Origin of the sequence: Olsenella phocaeensis (assembly GCF_048189965.1) — a bacterium.
GTDB classification, from domain to species: Bacteria; Actinomycetota; Coriobacteriia; order Coriobacteriales; family Atopobiaceae; genus Olsenella_I; species Olsenella_I phocaeensis.
In genome coordinates this window covers 165,004-179,066 of sequence record NZ_DBEZHV010000004.1, presented here as the reverse complement: position 1 = coordinate 179,066, position 14,063 = coordinate 165,004, and the positions used below count along the sequence as shown (strand labels likewise).

At 67.6% G+C, this 14,063-nt stretch carries 16 protein-coding genes and 1 riboswitch; of the genes, 12 read left to right on the top strand and 4 right to left on the bottom strand.

Annotation, left to right across the window (positions count from 1 at the left end):
* Positions 1-8 precede the first annotated feature (8 nt).
* The 6 genes from ACMPH2_RS01410 (at position 9) to ACMPH2_RS01385 (ending at position 4,639) form a co-directional block, all read left to right on the top strand.
* Positions 9-956 (top strand): ABC transporter permease, encoded by a 948-nt coding sequence (locus ACMPH2_RS01410; RefSeq protein WP_129583136.1) that lies wholly within the window; start codon positions 9-11, stop codon positions 954-956.
* Between the two features lie 9 nt (positions 957-965).
* A complete protein-coding gene (locus ACMPH2_RS01405) occupies positions 966-2,072 on the top strand; it encodes an ABC transporter ATP-binding protein (RefSeq protein WP_062531632.1) in 1,107 nt (368 codons plus the stop codon).
* On the top strand, positions 2,065-3,048 hold the full coding sequence (locus tag ACMPH2_RS01400; protein ID WP_062531633.1) for an ABC transporter ATP-binding protein: 984 nt from the start codon (positions 2,065-2,067) through the stop codon (positions 3,046-3,048). Before ACMPH2_RS01405 ends, ACMPH2_RS01400 begins: the two co-directional genes overlap by 8 nt.
* Positions 3,049-3,189: 141 nt before the next feature.
* Entirely contained in the window at positions 3,190-3,705 is a 516-nt protein-coding gene (locus tag ACMPH2_RS01395) for a hypothetical protein (RefSeq protein WP_417118413.1), read from the top strand.
* The gene (locus ACMPH2_RS01390) at positions 3,702-3,896 is read left to right on the top strand and encodes a helix-turn-helix transcriptional regulator (protein ID WP_062531635.1); all 195 of its coding nucleotides are present in this window, start codon (positions 3,702-3,704) and stop codon (positions 3,894-3,896) included. The genes ACMPH2_RS01395 and ACMPH2_RS01390 overlap by 4 nt, the downstream gene beginning before the upstream one ends.
* Positions 3,897-4,111: 215 nt before the next feature.
* Entirely contained in the window at positions 4,112-4,639 is a 528-nt protein-coding gene (locus ACMPH2_RS01385; protein ID WP_417118412.1) for a GNAT family N-acetyltransferase, read from the top strand.
* Positions 4,640-4,680: 41 nt separating this feature from the next.
* Here the strand turns inward: ACMPH2_RS01385 and ACMPH2_RS01380 are convergent, their stop codons facing one another.
* Positions 4,681-5,307, bottom strand: coding sequence for a uracil-DNA glycosylase family protein (locus ACMPH2_RS01380; RefSeq protein WP_417118411.1), 627 nt, complete (start codon positions 5,305-5,307; stop codon positions 4,681-4,683).
* 100 nt (positions 5,308-5,407) lie between these two features.
* On the opposite strand from ACMPH2_RS01380, the gene ACMPH2_RS01375 reads away from it, so the two are divergent.
* From ACMPH2_RS01375 to feoB, 3 genes are all read left to right on the top strand, one after another.
* Positions 5,408-6,316, top strand: coding sequence for an EamA family transporter (locus tag ACMPH2_RS01375; RefSeq protein WP_417118410.1), 909 nt, complete (start codon positions 5,408-5,410; stop codon positions 6,314-6,316).
* A gap of 622 nt (positions 6,317-6,938) precedes the next feature.
* Positions 6,939-7,166, top strand: coding sequence for a FeoA family protein (locus tag ACMPH2_RS01370; RefSeq protein WP_417118409.1), 228 nt, complete (start codon positions 6,939-6,941; stop codon positions 7,164-7,166).
* Positions 7,163-9,154, top strand: a complete 1,992-nt coding sequence (gene feoB / locus ACMPH2_RS01365) for a ferrous iron transport protein B (protein ID WP_417118408.1) — start codon at positions 7,163-7,165, stop codon at positions 9,152-9,154. Before ACMPH2_RS01370 ends, feoB begins: the two co-directional genes overlap by 4 nt.
* A gap of 257 nt (positions 9,155-9,411) precedes the next feature.
* On the opposite strand, the gene ACMPH2_RS01360 is transcribed toward feoB, so the two are convergent.
* Entirely contained in the window at positions 9,412-9,942 is a 531-nt protein-coding gene (locus ACMPH2_RS01360) for a class I SAM-dependent methyltransferase (RefSeq protein WP_417118426.1), read from the bottom strand.
* Between ACMPH2_RS01360 and ACMPH2_RS01355 the strand changes: the two genes are divergently transcribed.
* The 3 genes from ACMPH2_RS01355 to ACMPH2_RS01345 all read left to right on the top strand — a co-directional run bounded on the left by ACMPH2_RS01355 (position 9,919) and on the right by ACMPH2_RS01345 (position 11,680).
* Positions 9,919-10,146, top strand: coding sequence for a hypothetical protein (locus ACMPH2_RS01355; RefSeq protein ID WP_471752463.1), 228 nt, complete (start codon positions 9,919-9,921; stop codon positions 10,144-10,146). The genes ACMPH2_RS01360 and ACMPH2_RS01355 overlap by 24 nt on opposite strands.
* Positions 10,143-10,328: a hypothetical protein gene (locus ACMPH2_RS01350; protein WP_417118407.1), complete on the top strand. Its 186-nt coding sequence runs from the start codon at positions 10,143-10,145 to the stop codon at positions 10,326-10,328. The genes ACMPH2_RS01355 and ACMPH2_RS01350 overlap by 4 nt, the downstream gene beginning before the upstream one ends.
* A 161-nt stretch (positions 10,329-10,489) precedes the next feature.
* Positions 10,490-11,680 carry a DUF389 domain-containing protein gene (locus tag ACMPH2_RS01345; RefSeq protein WP_417118406.1) on the top strand — a complete coding sequence of 397 codons (1,191 nt, stop codon included), beginning with the start codon at positions 10,490-10,492 and terminating at the stop codon, positions 11,678-11,680.
* Between the two features lie 157 nt (positions 11,681-11,837).
* Here the strand turns inward: ACMPH2_RS01345 and ACMPH2_RS01340 are convergent, their stop codons facing one another.
* Both ACMPH2_RS01340 and ACMPH2_RS01335 read right to left on the bottom strand, forming a co-directional pair.
* On the bottom strand, positions 11,838-13,016 hold the full coding sequence (locus ACMPH2_RS01340) for a phosphoribosylaminoimidazolecarboxamide formyltransferase (protein WP_417118405.1): 1,179 nt from the start codon (positions 13,014-13,016) through the stop codon (positions 11,838-11,840).
* Between the two features lie 102 nt (positions 13,017-13,118).
* Positions 13,119-13,763 carry an IMP cyclohydrolase gene (locus tag ACMPH2_RS01335; protein ID WP_062531644.1) on the bottom strand — a complete coding sequence of 215 codons (645 nt, stop codon included), beginning with the start codon at positions 13,761-13,763 and terminating at the stop codon, positions 13,119-13,121.
* 80 nt (positions 13,764-13,843) lie between these two features.
* Positions 13,844-13,929, bottom strand: a riboswitch (ZMP/ZTP riboswitch).
* Between the last annotated feature and the right edge of the window lie 134 nt (positions 13,930-14,063).

Sequence of the window (14,063 nt, the reverse complement as noted above, 5' to 3'; positions counted from 1 at the left end):
CGTGCGACATGGCAGAAAAGACCAAGCTGAAGGGGGCCCCGGGCGAAGGGGACGCGACCGCCGCGACCGCAGGGGCGGGCGCTTCGGAGTTCGCCCGCGGTGAGGAGCTCCCCCGCGCGCAGAGTCCGGCCAGGCAGTTCCTCAAGAAGTTCCTGCGTCGCAAGACCGCCGTGGCGGGGTTCGTCTTCATCGTGCTCATGTTGGTCATAGCCGTCATCGGCCCCTCCGTGGTGCCCTACGACCCCAACCAGTACGACTACTCGGCCCTGCTCTCGGGCCCCACGGCCGCCCACATTTGGGGCACGGACGAGTTTGGGCGCGACGTGTTCAGCCGCCTCGTCGCGGGCACCCAGCTCTCGCTGGGGACGGCCCTCACGGCGTCGGTGATCGGCACTGCCGCAGGCGTGGTCTTCGGCCTCATCGCGGGCTTCTGCGGTGGGCTCGTGGACGCGTTCATCATGCGCGTCTGCGACGTGATGTTCGCCTTTCCCGGCATCCTGCTGGCCATCGCTGTCGTCGCGATCATCGGTCCCGGCCTCACCAACGTGATGATTGGCGTGGCCGTGTTCACCGTGCCGTCGTTCGCACGCATCATCCGCGGCGCCGTGCTCGAGGTCAGGAGCGAGCTCTACGTCGAGGCGGCGCGCTCGGTGGGCTGCTCGTCCAGACGGATCATGTTCGTCCACATCCTGCCCGGCACCATGCAGGCGCTCATCGTCAACTTCACAATGAACGTGGGCGGCGCGATCCTCTCGGCCTCGAGTCTGTCGTTCCTTGGCTTCGGCGCCAGCGTGACCCAGCCCGAGTGGGGCGCCATGCTCTCGCAGAGCCGCAACTACCTGGCCACGGCACCTCACCTGGTGCTGTTCCCAGGTCTCCTGATCTTCCTCACCGTGCTCGCGTTCAACCTCTTCGGCGATGGCCTGCGCGACACCCTCGATCCCAAGCTCAACTAGGAGGCGCAGATGCAAGACGCCCTGCTTGAGGTCAGGGACCTCAAGGTCGAGTTCAAGCGCGACCGAAAGTCATGGATCACCGCCGTGAGCGGCGTGTCGTTCTCCATCCACGCCGGAGAGATCGTGGGCCTGGTGGGGGAGTCCGGCTGCGGCAAGTCGGTCACCTCGCTGGCCGTGATGCGCCTCCTGAGCAAGGACACCAGCCGCACCTCGGGTTCGGTGGTCATGGACGGCCGCAGCATCCTCGAGCTGAGCGACCGGGAGATGCGAGACGCACGCGGCAACGACTTCTCGATGATCTTCCAGGAGCCCATGAGCTCGCTCAACCCCATCATGCGCATAGGCGAGCAGCTCGCCGAGGCCCTGCGGCTGCACAACGACCTGAGCCGCGAGGAGATCCACGCGCGTTCGGTCGAGGCGTTGCGGTTGGTGGGCATTCCCGAGCCCGAAGTGACGCTACGCAACTATCCGCACGAGCTCTCGGGCGGCATGTGCCAGCGCGTCATGATAGCCATGGCCATGTCCTGCGAGCCCAAGCTGCTCATCGCCGACGAGCCCACCACGGCGCTCGACGTGACCATCCAGGCCCAGATTCTGGCGCTGATGGAGCGCATCCGCGCCGAGCGCAACACCGGCATCCTCTTGATCACCCACGACCTGGGTGTCGTGGCCGAGACCTGCAGCCGCGTCATCGTGATGTACGCCGGCGGTATCGTCGAGGAGGCACCGGTCGAGGAGCTCTTCGAGCGTCCGCGCCACCCCTACACCAAGGGGCTCATCGCTTCCGTGCCCCGGCTTGGCCGACGCGTGCACCGCCTGCCGTCCATTCCCGGCAGCGTTCCCGACCTCGCGGCCATGCCCGCGGGCTGTCGCTTCGCCCCGCGCTGCCCCATGGCGCGCCCGGCCTGCGAGGCCAAGGTGCCCGCGCTCGTGCAGGTGGGGGAGGGCCATCGCTGCGCCTGCCCATACGCCGCGGCCGGTGCCAGCGTGGAGTACGCGGCCGGGATCGGCGGTCTGGCTGACGGCGCCGGCGCGGCCGATGCCACTGTCGCTGCGTCGGTGGTCGCCGGTGATGTGTCGGCACAAGACGCGAAGGGGGTTCCCACGCATGAGTGAGCCGCTGCTTTCCGTGCAGGACGTCTCGAAGCGCTTCCCGGTGGGCAAGAGCCTCCTCGGCCGCCCAACCGGCTACGTCCATGCCGTGAACGACGTCTCGTTCGACGTCATGCCGGGCGAGACCTTCTCGCTCGTGGGCGAGTCCGGTTGCGGCAAGTCCACCACGAGCCGCCTGATAGACCACCTGATCACGCCCGACGAGGGGCGGATATTCTTCGACGGCGACGAGGTAACGGCGCTGAGCGAGCGCCAGATGCGCCCCCTGCGCGCCAAGATGCAGATGGTCTTCCAGGACCCCTACGGCTCGCTCAACCCCCGCATGAAGGTGCAGGACATCATCGGCGAGCCACTCTTGGTGCACACCAGGATGTCCGCAGGCGAGCGGCTCAAGAGGGTGCACGAGCTCCTTGGCACGGTGGGCCTCTCGCCCGCCCATGGCGAGCGCTACCCGCATGAGTTCAGCGGCGGCCAGCGCCAGCGCATCGGCATCGCCCGCGCCCTCTCGGTGCAGCCCAAGCTGATCATCGCCGACGAGCCCGTCTCGGCGCTCGACGTGTCCATCCAGGCCCAGGTGCTCAACCTCCTGCGCGACCTGCAGGAGCGCTACGAGCTCACCTACCTCTTCATCTCGCATGACCTGTCGGTGGTCGAGATGATCTCGGACCGCATCGCCGTCATGTACCTGGGGACCATCATGGAGATGGCGCCCAACGAGGAGCTGTACGCGAGGCCGTGCCACCCCTACACGCAGGCACTGCTCTCGGCCGTGCCGGTGCCCGACCCCAAGTCCAAGCGCCGCCACGTGCTCATCGAGGGAGACCTGCCCAGCCCCATGAACCCGCCAACGGGCTGCCCCTTCCACACCCGCTGCCCGCACTGCACGGAGCGCTGCGTCAAGGAGTTCCCCAAGATGCGCGAGGTTTCGCCGGGCCACAAGCTGCGCTGCCATTACGACGGGCTCCAGCTTCCGGCGTAGGGTACGGGGCCATGCCGAGCTGCCATGAAGGATGCTTCGCCCTTCTCGGGTGTGTCGTGTTTATTTGACAAATGTGCTTGCTGTCGTACAATTGAGTCAAATATATACGACATTTTTCCCACCTGAGGTAGGGAGGCTCACATGCTCGTCCTGGGAATGATCCTTCTTGTGGTTTCGATGGTCGCGGTCATGCTGTGCGTCGCCAACGAGAAGGGCGATAGGAGCTATGACGAGCGCCAGACCGCGGTTATGGGGAAGGCATACAAGGTCGGCTTCATCCTCAACTCCGTGCTCCTCCTCCTTGCGGCGTTCGTGGCCGAGTCCTGGAAGGACGCCCCCTTCGATTCCGGCTTCCTCATGGTGCTGGTACTGTGCGTGGACCTCTGTGCGTTTGCCACCTATGCGATCTGGCACGACGCCTACTTTGGGATGCGCAGGAACTACCTGCCGGGGGTCGTGCTCCTGCTCGTTCTGGGCGTCATCGCCCTGGCGCTCGGGCTACCGGGCCTCATGTCCAAGCTCGCCGCCGGAGCCAGGCTCGATTTTGGCGACGGCACGCTGCTGATCAACGTGTGCTGGGTGCTCGAGTCCCTGGTCGCGTTGGCGCGCGTCTGGCGCCTGCGGGAAGAGGGGCGCCGGGAGGCCAGGGAGGCATGAACAACCTCCCCATGAAGCGGGCGCGCGCCGAGGCGGGGCTGTCGCAGCAGGAGCTTGCCGATGCCGTGGGAGTGTCGCGTCAGACCATCAACGCGGTGGAGAGGGGAGACTACAACCCCACCATCAGGCTCTGCGTCGCAATATGCAAGAGGCTGGGCCGGAGCCTGGACGAGCTGTTCTGGCCAGAGTGACGGGACCTGGGTGAAGGGACCCCGAGCGACGGCCTCGCCCCCGGTTGCATGGCGGCGTTCGCATGCCCCTCACGGCAAATTAGTGTACATGGACTCGTCGGAGAGCTTCAAAAACCACCCATATCGAGCTTATCCTGGCAAAATGCTGAGTTTGTGTACACTAATCCGGTGCGCCAGACGTGCCGGGCGCACGCAATCGTCTGGGGGAGAGGCGCATGGACATCACGATTCGCAGCGCGGTACCAGACGACGCGGAGGCCCTTCTCGCCATCTATGCCCCCTACGTCAGCGACACGGCCATCACCTTCGAGCTCGAGCCACCCAGCCTGGACGAGTTCCGCCGACGCATCGAGGCCATCGGCGCGCGCTATCCCTATCTGGTGGCCGAGGCCGGCGGCGAGCCCGTGGGGTATGCCTACGTGGGCGAGTTCCACGCGCGCGAGGCCTACGCCTGCAGCGTCGAGACGGCCATCTACCTGAGGCGCGACCAGCGTGGCAAAGGCGTGGGCCGCAGGCTCTACCAGGACCTCGAGGTCGCCTGCGCCGCGCGCGGCATCACCAACCTCTACGCCTGCATCGCCTACGTGGAACCCGAGGACGAATACCTCACCCAGGCGAGCGTGCGCTTCCACGAGCGCATGGGGTACCGTCTTGTGGGGCGCTTCAACAAGTGCGCACGCAAGTTCGACCGTTGGTATGACATGGTCTACATGGAGAAGTTCGCCGCCGCGCACGAGGGGTAGCCTTCGCGCTCGGCGCGGCAGGAGCGGGGGCTGACGGCGCGCTAATCCCGCAAGGCCTCCGCCACGCGCCTGCGCAGCGCCGGGACGACGTCCTCCTCGAACCATGGGTTCCTGCCCATCCACAGCTGGTTGCGCGGCGACGGGTGCACCAGCGGGAACAGCCCCGGCGCATAGCGGCGGAAGTCCCGTACCACGTCGCCCAGCCGGGCGGACGAGGGGAGTCCCAGGTACCTGCGCATCGCGTAGCCTCCCACCAGCAGCATGAGCTCCGCGCGTGGCATGAACTCGAGCAGGCGAGGGTGCCACTTCTGGGCGAAGCCGGCGCGAGGCGGCAGGTCTCCCGAGCGCCCCGTCCCCGGGAAGTAGAAGTCCATGTTCATGATGGCGATCTTGCCGGAGTCGTAGAAGGTCTCGTCGTCGACGCCCATCCAGGAGCGCAGGCGCTGCCCGCTGCGGTCGTTCCATGGCATGCCGCTGTCCTGCGCGCGCACGCCGGGCGCCTGCCCCACGATCACGATGCGCGCGTCGGCCCCGACGACGAAGAGCGGGTCGATCCCACGTCTCGTGTAGTCCGCGTTCTGGGGGTCGTCGCGGATCTCCTGACGGATGAGCTCGACCTTGCGGGCCGTGTCCGCAGCGTCCCTCTCGCCTTCGCGAGTGTGGACCATCGCTCCACCTCCCTCGTCCGAGCGGGTCGAAAAACGCGTCAGGACTCCTTTTACCCGCCGAGGCGCCCGCGAAGCGCTACGGTGGGAGCGCGCGACGCGCATGCTCAAGGGGAGGGGTCGTGTCATGGGTTGGGTTGCTGCGGCGGTGCTTTCGGCGTTCTTTGCGGGCGTGGTGTCCGTCCTGGCGAAGCTCGGCATCCAGCGGACGGACTCCGACGTTGCGACGGCCATTCGCACCACGGTCGTGCTGGCCTTCGCCTGGTTGGTGGTGGCCGTCGTGGGCTCGGCTCCGACGATGTCCGCGCTCACCCCGCGCTCATGGGTCTTCCTGGGGCTCTCGGGCCTGGCGACGGGCGCGTCATGGATCTGCTACTTCCGAGCGCTCTCGCTGGGTGACGTCAACCGAGTGGTGCCCATCGACAAGAGCAGTGCCGTGCTCGCGACGCTTCTGGCCATCGCCCTTCTGGGAGAGACCGCCCACCTCGCGGCGAAGCTCGTCTGCACGGCGGTCATCCTCCTGGGCACGCTGCTCATGATCGAGCGCCGCGAGGACGCGGCGGACGGCGGGCGAGAGGGGCGCCGCGGCCTGGGGTGGCTCCCCTACGCCATCCTGGCGGCCGTCTTCGCCGCGCTGACCTCCATCCTGGGCCGCGTCGGGATCGAGGGCGTGGAGTCGAACCTCGGCACCGCGCTGCGCACCTGCGTGGTGCTGCCGATGTCCTGGGCCATCGTTCTCCTCCGCGGCAAGCTGGGCGAGCTTCGGTCGGTCGACCGCCGCGAGCTCGGCTTCCTTCTGCTCTCGGGAGTAGCCACCGGGGCCTCGTGGCTCTGCTACTACCGTGCGATCCAAACCGGCGTGGTGAGCGTGGTGGTGCAGATCGACAAGCTGTCCATCCTGGTCTCCGTCGCCTTCGCGTGGCTGGTGCTGAGAGAGACGCTCACGCGCCGCGCGGCGCTGGGCTTGGCGCTCATGGTCGCCGGCACCGTAGCCATGACGCTGCTGGCGTAGCCGAGACCCGCGCCACACGGAAGCCACTCTCGCCTGGTCTGCGGCTGTCTGACTTGCGGCCGCCTGCCGCACGCCCATTCGCCGCACGCCTGCCTGCCGCCGGAATCGCAGTAGCCCGTCGCCACGGCGCCCAATCTTGCAGACGTGGACGCTTTTCTCGCCTTTCGGAGGCAATTCTGTCCACAACTACACGAAGCGCGGTTGCTCTCGGCTGCGCCACAGGGGCGCCACGCTCGCTTGACTCCACGTGGCCGGGTCCCTGCTGTCCGATCTTGCAGACGTGGACACTTTTCACGCCGACAGGGGGTGGTTCTGTCCACGACCACAAGATTGGGCCCGCAGCAGCCGCCGGAGAGGTGCGTCACCGGAGAGGCGTCCGAGGCCAGGCGGCCGGCAGAGAGAGCTGCGGGGCCGGCCGAATCGGCGGAGAGGCGCGCCCGGGCCGAACTGCCGGAGAGGCGTACGGAGCCAACCGTTGGAGGGCGGTGCAAGACCATGCGCCGACGGCGGCGGAGACGTGCGCCCGCCGCGTCCGCATGGAGCTTCTCTCGTCCGATAAGTAAGCTAACGTGAACTCGACCGCCACCAATTACGGGCGGTCAGGGTCACCAAAGGGGGAAGCATGAATCTATCGAAGGCGACGGCGGGCTCGCAGGTTCGCGTTACGAGGCTGGGCGGCGACATGCGGCAGCTGAGCAGGCTCGCGTCGGTGGGCGTCATACCGGGGAGCGTCCTGCAGGTTCGCAGGAACGACCGGCGCAGGCCCCTCCTGGTGTTCTGCCGTGACACCACGCTTGCCCTGGGACGCAGCGGCTGCGATGACATCCAGGTCGAGGAGGTGTCCGCATGAGCGCCCGCAGGCTGCGCCTGGCGCTGCTCGGGCAGCCCAACTCGGGCAAGTCGACCCTCTTCAACCGCCTGACGGGATCGCACCAGCACGTGGGCAACTGGCCGGGCAAGACGGTCGAGAAGAAGCTGGGCAGCTTCGAGCGCAAGGGCCGCAGCTATGAGGTCTGCGACCTTCCTGGCAGCTATAGCCTTTCGGCCCAGTCGGACGAGGAGCGCGTGACCCAGGACTACATAGAGTCCGCCGCGGCGGACGTCATCGTGGTCATGGCCGACGCGTCGCAGCTCTCGCGCAGCCTCTACATGCTGGCGGACGTCGTGGGCACCACGCTGCCCTGCGTGCTGGCGCTCAACATGATGGACGTGGCCCGCGCCCAGGGAAAGCGGGTCGACGCGTCCCTGCTCCAGGACAGGCTCGGCATACCCGTCGTCCCCCTTGTGGCCAACGGCGGGGAAGGCCATGACGACCTCATTAACGCCATCGACCGCGCGGACAGGGACTGCCTGGTCCTTGACGCCTCCGCCCTGGAGGACCTCTACAGGCGGCACTCCCCCGAGTGGGTCCGTGCGTTCCGGGACGTGACATCAGACGGGGGAGAGGACCGCGTGTCCGGCTCGCGCGAGCCCCTGGGCTTCGGCCCCGTGTGGCTCGCCGCCCGCGACGCCTCCGCGGATGAGTCCGGTGCCGTGTCGTGCGCCACGGCGCGCTACGCCTGGGTCGATGCGATGCTGGAGGGCGTGCAGTCATCGGACGGTGTTCCCGCAAAGCGCCTTGCCCGCCTCGACGCGGCGCTCCTCTCGCGCCGGTGGGGCAAGCTCGTCTCTACGGGAATCATCCTCCTGGGCCTCGTGGGCGCCATGTTGGTCTCCTCGCCCATCATGCTGGCGGGCATGGCCGTCGTCAGCTCGCTGGAGCTCCCGGCCTACGTCGGCCTCACCTCCGTCGGCGCCAACGAGTTCATAGCCGCCTACGTGTCCCAGGGGCTCATAACCTCCGTCGGCTACTCCATCGCCATGGCGGGCTTCTGCTTTGGGGCGACCTTCGCCTTCGGCCTCCTGGAGGAGGCGGGCGTTGTTGCCCGGGTGAGCTACGCCTTCGACGACTGGATGGGAGCCCTCGGGCTGCAGGGCAAGGTCATCATGCCCTTCATGATGAGCCTGGGCTGCACCATGGCGGGGGTCACGGGCACCCGCGTGGTCGACTCCTGGGGCCAACGCCTCTTGGCGACCATGCTCACCTGGGCCGTTCCCTGCGGCGCGACCTTCTCCATCATCCCCACCATCGCCATGGTCTTCTTCGGGCCGGGGGGCATGGCCCTCGTCATGGTGGGCATCTTCGTCGTCATGATGCTGGTGATGCTGGTCATATCGAAGGCCTACGGACATCGCCTCAACCCCGAGGGCGAGCGCTCCGGCCTGGTCATGGAGCTGCCTCCGTATCACCGCCCCAAGATCGGCGCCCTGCTGGTCTCGTCGCTCAGGCACGGCGTCGGGGTGTTCAGGCGCGCGCTCACGATCGTGTTCCTCTCGTCCACCCTGTTCTGGGTCCTGTCGTGGTCGCCTACGGGAGACGTGTCGGGCTCGGCGCTCTATGCCATGGGCCACGCTATAGAGCCCGTGACCCGCGTGTTCGGGATGGGATGGAAGACCTTCGTCTCGTTCCTGGCATCGATGTTCGCCAAGGAGGCTTCGCTGGGCGTCCTCTCGGCGCTGTGTCAGGCCGATTCTGCGGGCAGCCTGTATGCCGCCGCGTCGGCGGCCAAGGCGTCGGGCGCCGTCAGCGCGTCGGGCCTCGCGGCGGGAATCCAGCCGGCGGAGGCGCTCGCCTACATGTTCGCGGTTACCTTCAACGTCCCGTGCGCCATGGCGCTCTCCACCACGTACTCCGAGACCCACTCCGCGAAGTGGACCGCGATCATCGGGGCGACCTACTTCGCGCTGGCGCTCGCCATCGCGTTCGTGGTGTATCACGTGGCGGTGCTGTTCGTGTGACGTTGCCACGCCGGGGCCCCACGACGAGGCCCCGGCGCTTCGCGATTGGCGCCATGGCCTCGCGCCGCGACGGGGTTTCGGCGCCACAACGGGGCCCGCGACGGGCCCCGGCGCCCGATCTTGCAGACGTGGACGCATTTCTCGCCGTTCGGGGGCAATTCTGTCCACAGTTGCAAGATCGGGCGAGCTGGCGTCCCGCACCACAAGATCGGGCGAGGCGGCGCCCCCTTGGGCGAGCCGGCGCCCTCGCAAACTTCCTATCTCGGCTTGCGGGCCACCATGTGCAGGTGCCAGACCTTGTCGTTCACGAAGGTCTCGATGCCGAGGCCGGCCTTCGAGCACATCGACTCGAGCTCCTTGCGCGAGTAGATGCGCACGTCGCCCTTGTGGGTGAGGTTCGCGAGGGGCAGCTCGATGTGGTTCGTCACCCACAGCAGGAGCGCGTTTCCCGTGCTGTCGTTGAGCACGAGCCTGCCACCCGGGCGCAGCACGCGGAACACGCTGTCGAAGAAGTCCTGCGGCGTGGGGTAGTGGTGGAAGCTCATGGAGCAGATGACGACGTCGAAGGACTCCGCGTCAAGAGGGGTGCGCTTGCAGTCTCCCACCACGAACCCTCCTCGTGCGAGGAGTACCGGGCCCTGTGGTCGCTGTCCGCGCGCACGGACGACTGGACGGTCAGGGGTGGGGAGGCGCAGCGCGTCTCCATCGCCCGCGCCATCCTGAAGGACGCGCCCATAGCCATCCTGGATGAGGCGACGGCAAGCGTGGACGCGGACAACGAGCGTCACATCCAGCTCGCGATGAGCGAGCTCTGCCGCGACAAGACGACGCTGGTCATAGCGCACAGGCTGAACACCGTGCGTGACGCTGACAAGATTGTGGTGCTCGAGTCCGGCCGCATTGTCGAGCAGGGCACCCACGAGGAGCTCCTCGCCAGGGACGGGGCGTACGTGCGCCTGCTGGAGGCGGGCAGGACGGGGGTCGGCCGATGAGCGAGACCGCGCGCAAGATGCTGGCGCTCTTCTGCGTCATGCTGAGCCTGTTCCTGATCATGGGCGGGCTGTACCTTCCCGGCGAGCTGCTGGGACCCGCCGCGACGTCCGCGCTCACGTGGGCGGGCATCGTCCTCCTCCTGGGAGGAAACGTCGCGCTCGCACTGGAGGAGAGGGACTGACCGACGGGCTGCGGGGTCTGCCTCTCTCGCCTGCCGCCCCACGTGCCTCCGGATACGTCCGGCGCGCGGCGTCGAGCTCGCGTCCCTCTCGCCTGCCGCCCCTTCCTCGGCCTACAATCCAAGGCGTCCGCGACGGGCGGGGCAAGGGGAGGGGCGACGGCATGGCCAAGGAGGACCTGCTGCGCGTGGTACGACGGCTGGCAAACGTGCGCGACGGCCGGGCGAGCCACCAGACCATCCGCCGCCGTATCCTTGCCGGCACGCGCATAGATGGCACCCACCTCTGCATCCTCATCGTCGCCATGCTCATCGCGTCGGTCGGCCTCAACGTCGACTCCACCGAGGCGGTGGTCGGCGCGATGCTCATCTGCCCGCTCATGGGGTCGGTCATGGCGCTCGCCTACGCAATCGCCACCGCCGACCTGCGCCTCCTGCGCGAGGTGCTGATTGGCCTCGTGGTCCAGGTCGCGATTTGCCTGGTCACCTCGACCCTCTACTTCGTGGTCTCGCCCATCTCGAGCGAGACCTCCGAGCTGCTCACCAACTCAAGCCCGACGGTGTGGGACGTGCTCATCGCCTTGGCCGGAGGATTCGCCGGTGGCATTGGCATCTCGCGCAACCAGGAGCCCGCCACGCTGCTCTCGGGCGTCGCCGTGGCGACCGCGCTCATGCCGCCGCTCTGCGCGGCGGGCTACGGCGTGGCCCAGAGCGACCTCGCGTACTTTGCGGGGGCCTTCTACGAGTTCTCGCTCAATGTGGTGTTCATCGCATTTGCCGCCGAGTTCGTGCTGGTCCTGCTGCGCACGCCCCTCAAGCGCGACGTCGACGGGGACGGCGTGGTCACGGTGCAGGAGGACGAGGAGGCGCTGGAGAGGAGCCGCCGCCTTCGCCGTAGGCTGCTGGTGGGCACGCTGGTCTTCGCGATTCCCTGCACGGTGATGACCGCGCGGCTGGTGCAGGACACCATGGCGAAGAACGACGGCGAGACCTTCACCATCCAGGACGGCTACGACGTGCGCGCCACCACGCAGGAGCTCGAGGCGGTGTGCCCCGGCTTCGCGTCGTACCGCGTGGGGGCGCTCGACTCGTACGATCCCGAGACGGGCTCGCTCTCGCAGAGGGTGGTGGCGACGGTCGTGACGACGGCGCCGCTGGACGACGCGCGCAAGTCGGAGCTCGAGGCGCTGCTCAGGGTGCATGTGAAGGACCTCGACGAGGTGAGCTTCGAGTTGTCGAGTACGGGCGCCGACGCCGACGGTGACGCGACAGCGAGCGAGAATGGCTCGCCTGCGCCATCCGATGACGGCTCGGCACCTGCTGCCGCGACTACGTCGAACGCGTCATCTCGATAGCCCCATCTTGTCGTTTGCCACGCTTTTCTCGCCATTTCGAGGCATTTCTGTAGCGAAAGACAAGATGGGTGCGTGGAGAGAGGCAAGCGTGGCGCGCACGGGGGCGGGGCCCTCACAGCAGCGCGCACACGAGGGTGCGGCTCCGCCCCTTGTGTTCCTAGTGGTGGAACAGCCGCATTCCCGTGAAGCACATGGCGATGCCGTACTTGTCGGCCGTCTCGATCACGTTGTCGTCGCGGATCGAGCCGCCGGGCTCGACGATGTAGCTGACGCCGCTCTTGTGGGCGCGCTCGACGTTGTCGCCGAAGGGGAAGAAGGCATCCGACCCCAGCGTGACGCCGGTCTGCGTCGCAATCCACGCCGCCTTCTCCTCGCGGGTCAGCGCCTCGGGCCTCTCCGCGAACCACTTCTGCCACTCGCCCTCGGCCAGGACGTCGTCGTGCTCGTCCGAGATGTACACGTCGATCGCGTTGTCGCGGTTGGCGCGGCGGATCCCCTCGACGAAGCGCAGCCCCAGGACCTTGGGGTGCTGGCGCAGGAACCAGGTGTCGGCCTTGCCACCCGCTAGCCTGGTGCAGTGGACGCGGCTCTGCTGTCCGGCGCCCACGCCGATGGCCTGCCCGTCCTTCACGTAGCAGACCGAGTTGGACTGCGTGTACTTCAGCGTAATCAGGCTCACGATCATGTCGATCTGCGCCGCCTCGGGAACGTCGCGGTTCCGCGTCACCACGTTGCCCAGGAGCTCGCGATCGATCCTGAAGTCGTTGTGCCCCTGCTCGAAGCTGATGCCGAAGACGTCCTTGACCTCGGTGGGGGCGGGACGGTAGCTGGGGTCGACCTGCACCACGTTGTAGCGTCCGCCCTTCTTGGCGCCCAGGATCTGCAGGGCCTCCTCGGTGTAGCCGGGCGCGATGATGCCGTCGGACACCTCGCGCTTGAGGTAGCGTGCCACGTCGGCGTCGCAGGTCTCGCTCAGCGCGGCCCAGTCGCCGTAGGAGCTCATGCGGTCGGCGCCGCGCGCGCGGATGTAGGCGCAGGCGATGGGGGAGGGCTCGCCCTCGTCCTCGACGAAGTAGATCTGCCGCTCCACCTCGCTCAGCGGCTTGCCCACGGCGGCGCCGGCGGGCGAGACGTGCTTGAACGACGCGGCCGCCGGCATGTCCGTGGCCTCGGCCAGCTCGTGCACGAGCTGCCAGGAGTTCAGGGCGTCCAGGAAGTTGATGTATCCCGGCTTGCCGCAGAGCACGGTGACGGGCAAGTTCGAGCCGTCCTTCATGAAGATGCGGGCGGGCTTCTGGTTGGGGTTGCAGCCGTACTTGAGCTCGAGCTCGTTCATGTTCTTCCTTCCATGGGTCATCTTCCAGGCGAGAGTGTCGCGCGCACGTCGCAGCGAGGCATTGCTACCAGCGCGCTATCGCTGCCAGCGCGACAGGCGCCGCTAGTCGCCGAGGTTCTTGTTGAAGAGGGTCACCTTCGCGCCGATGCGGGCATAGAGGGAGACCTTGTTGTCATCGTCCAGCGCGTCCCAGACCTCCCGCGCCGTCGCGGGCAGCGCGACCTCGACGGGCTCGCCGGAAAAGCTGGGCAGCGGGCTGCCGTCCCCCTGGTAGGTGCTGACGAGGTAGCCCACCCCCTCGTCGGCCCCCTCGTAGCAGAAGAACTGGCGCAAGCAGCGGCCTGAATCGCCCGTCTGGCGCTTGAGGATCGACATCTCGAAGCTCCCGTCGGGACGCACGACGGCGCTGATGCGGGGCGTGAAGTTGGGCGCGTCTGGCTCGAACTCGCGAGCCATGCAGCCAGTGCGGAAGTCGCGCCTCTCCACGATGGTGTCGGTCTGGTCGCCGTTGGTCACCACGAGGTTCTCGCCCATCCGGCGCACGGGGTGGTAGATGATCAGGCTCGGGTCCTCGAGCAGGGCCGGGTCATGCGCCTCGGTGCGGATTCCGTCCTCGGTGAGGGAGAAGACGCGGTTTCGGCTGTTGGAGCTGCGCCCCATGATCCAGTAGTAGACGCAGTCCCTGCCCACCACGATGCCGCGACCGGGATACGGGTTTGCCCGAAGCAGCTCCACGAGTTCCTGCATGCGCACGTCCTTCCGTCTGGGACCTCGTCCCCCGAATGGCCCCGCGCCCAAAGGCAAAGGGCAAGCGGCCCTCGGCGAAGGCTGCTTGCCCAGACGGTCGGCACTATGGCTTGCGCGCCGCTCCACCGTGGTGACCCACGTCTATCCGTCAGTAACGGCGCGTATCTGGCAGAAATGTAGCATGCGCGGCGCGACGGCTGGGGCCAGAATGGGATGCGACACAAGACGTCAACGTGCGGGGGGACAGCGGCACGGCTGGCAAGAAGGCAAGTCGGCGACACAGCAAGGCGGCGAGAGGGA

What these genes read in the sequence shown, in the direction of transcription:
- ACMPH2_RS01400 (WP_062531633.1), top strand. Translation starts at nt 2,065, where the DNA reads ATGAGTGAGCCGCTGCTTTCCGTGCAGGACGTCTCGAAGCGCTTCCCG.
- ACMPH2_RS01410 (WP_129583136.1), top strand. Translation starts at nt 9, where the DNA reads ATGGCAGAAAAGACCAAGCTGAAGGGGGCCCCGGGCGAAGGGGACGCG.
- ACMPH2_RS01350 (WP_417118407.1), top strand. Translation starts at nt 10,143, where the DNA reads ATGAGCGAGACCGCGCGCAAGATGCTGGCGCTCTTCTGCGTCATGCTG.
- ACMPH2_RS01345 (WP_417118406.1), top strand. Translation starts at nt 10,490, where the DNA reads ATGGCCAAGGAGGACCTGCTGCGCGTGGTACGACGGCTGGCAAACGTG.
- ACMPH2_RS01375 (WP_417118410.1), top strand. Translation starts at nt 5,408, where the DNA reads ATGCTCAAGGGGAGGGGTCGTGTCATGGGTTGGGTTGCTGCGGCGGTG.
- ACMPH2_RS01390 (WP_062531635.1), top strand. Translation starts at nt 3,702, where the DNA reads ATGAACAACCTCCCCATGAAGCGGGCGCGCGCCGAGGCGGGGCTGTCG.
- ACMPH2_RS01335 (WP_062531644.1), bottom strand. Translation starts at nt 13,763, where the DNA reads ATGCAGGAACTCGTGGAGCTGCTTCGGGCAAACCCGTATCCCGGTCGC.
- feoB (WP_417118408.1), top strand. Translation starts at nt 7,163, where the DNA reads ATGAGCGCCCGCAGGCTGCGCCTGGCGCTGCTCGGGCAGCCCAACTCG.
- ACMPH2_RS01370 (WP_417118409.1), top strand. Translation starts at nt 6,939, where the DNA reads ATGAATCTATCGAAGGCGACGGCGGGCTCGCAGGTTCGCGTTACGAGG.
- ACMPH2_RS01405 (WP_062531632.1), top strand. Translation starts at nt 966, where the DNA reads ATGCAAGACGCCCTGCTTGAGGTCAGGGACCTCAAGGTCGAGTTCAAG.
- ACMPH2_RS01395 (WP_417118413.1), top strand. Translation starts at nt 3,190, where the DNA reads ATGCTCGTCCTGGGAATGATCCTTCTTGTGGTTTCGATGGTCGCGGTC.
- ACMPH2_RS01340 (WP_417118405.1), bottom strand. Translation starts at nt 13,016, where the DNA reads ATGAACGAGCTCGAGCTCAAGTACGGCTGCAACCCCAACCAGAAGCCC.
- ACMPH2_RS01380 (WP_417118411.1), bottom strand. Translation starts at nt 5,307, where the DNA reads ATGGTCCACACTCGCGAAGGCGAGAGGGACGCTGCGGACACGGCCCGC.
- ACMPH2_RS01385 (WP_417118412.1), top strand. Translation starts at nt 4,112, where the DNA reads ATGGACATCACGATTCGCAGCGCGGTACCAGACGACGCGGAGGCCCTT.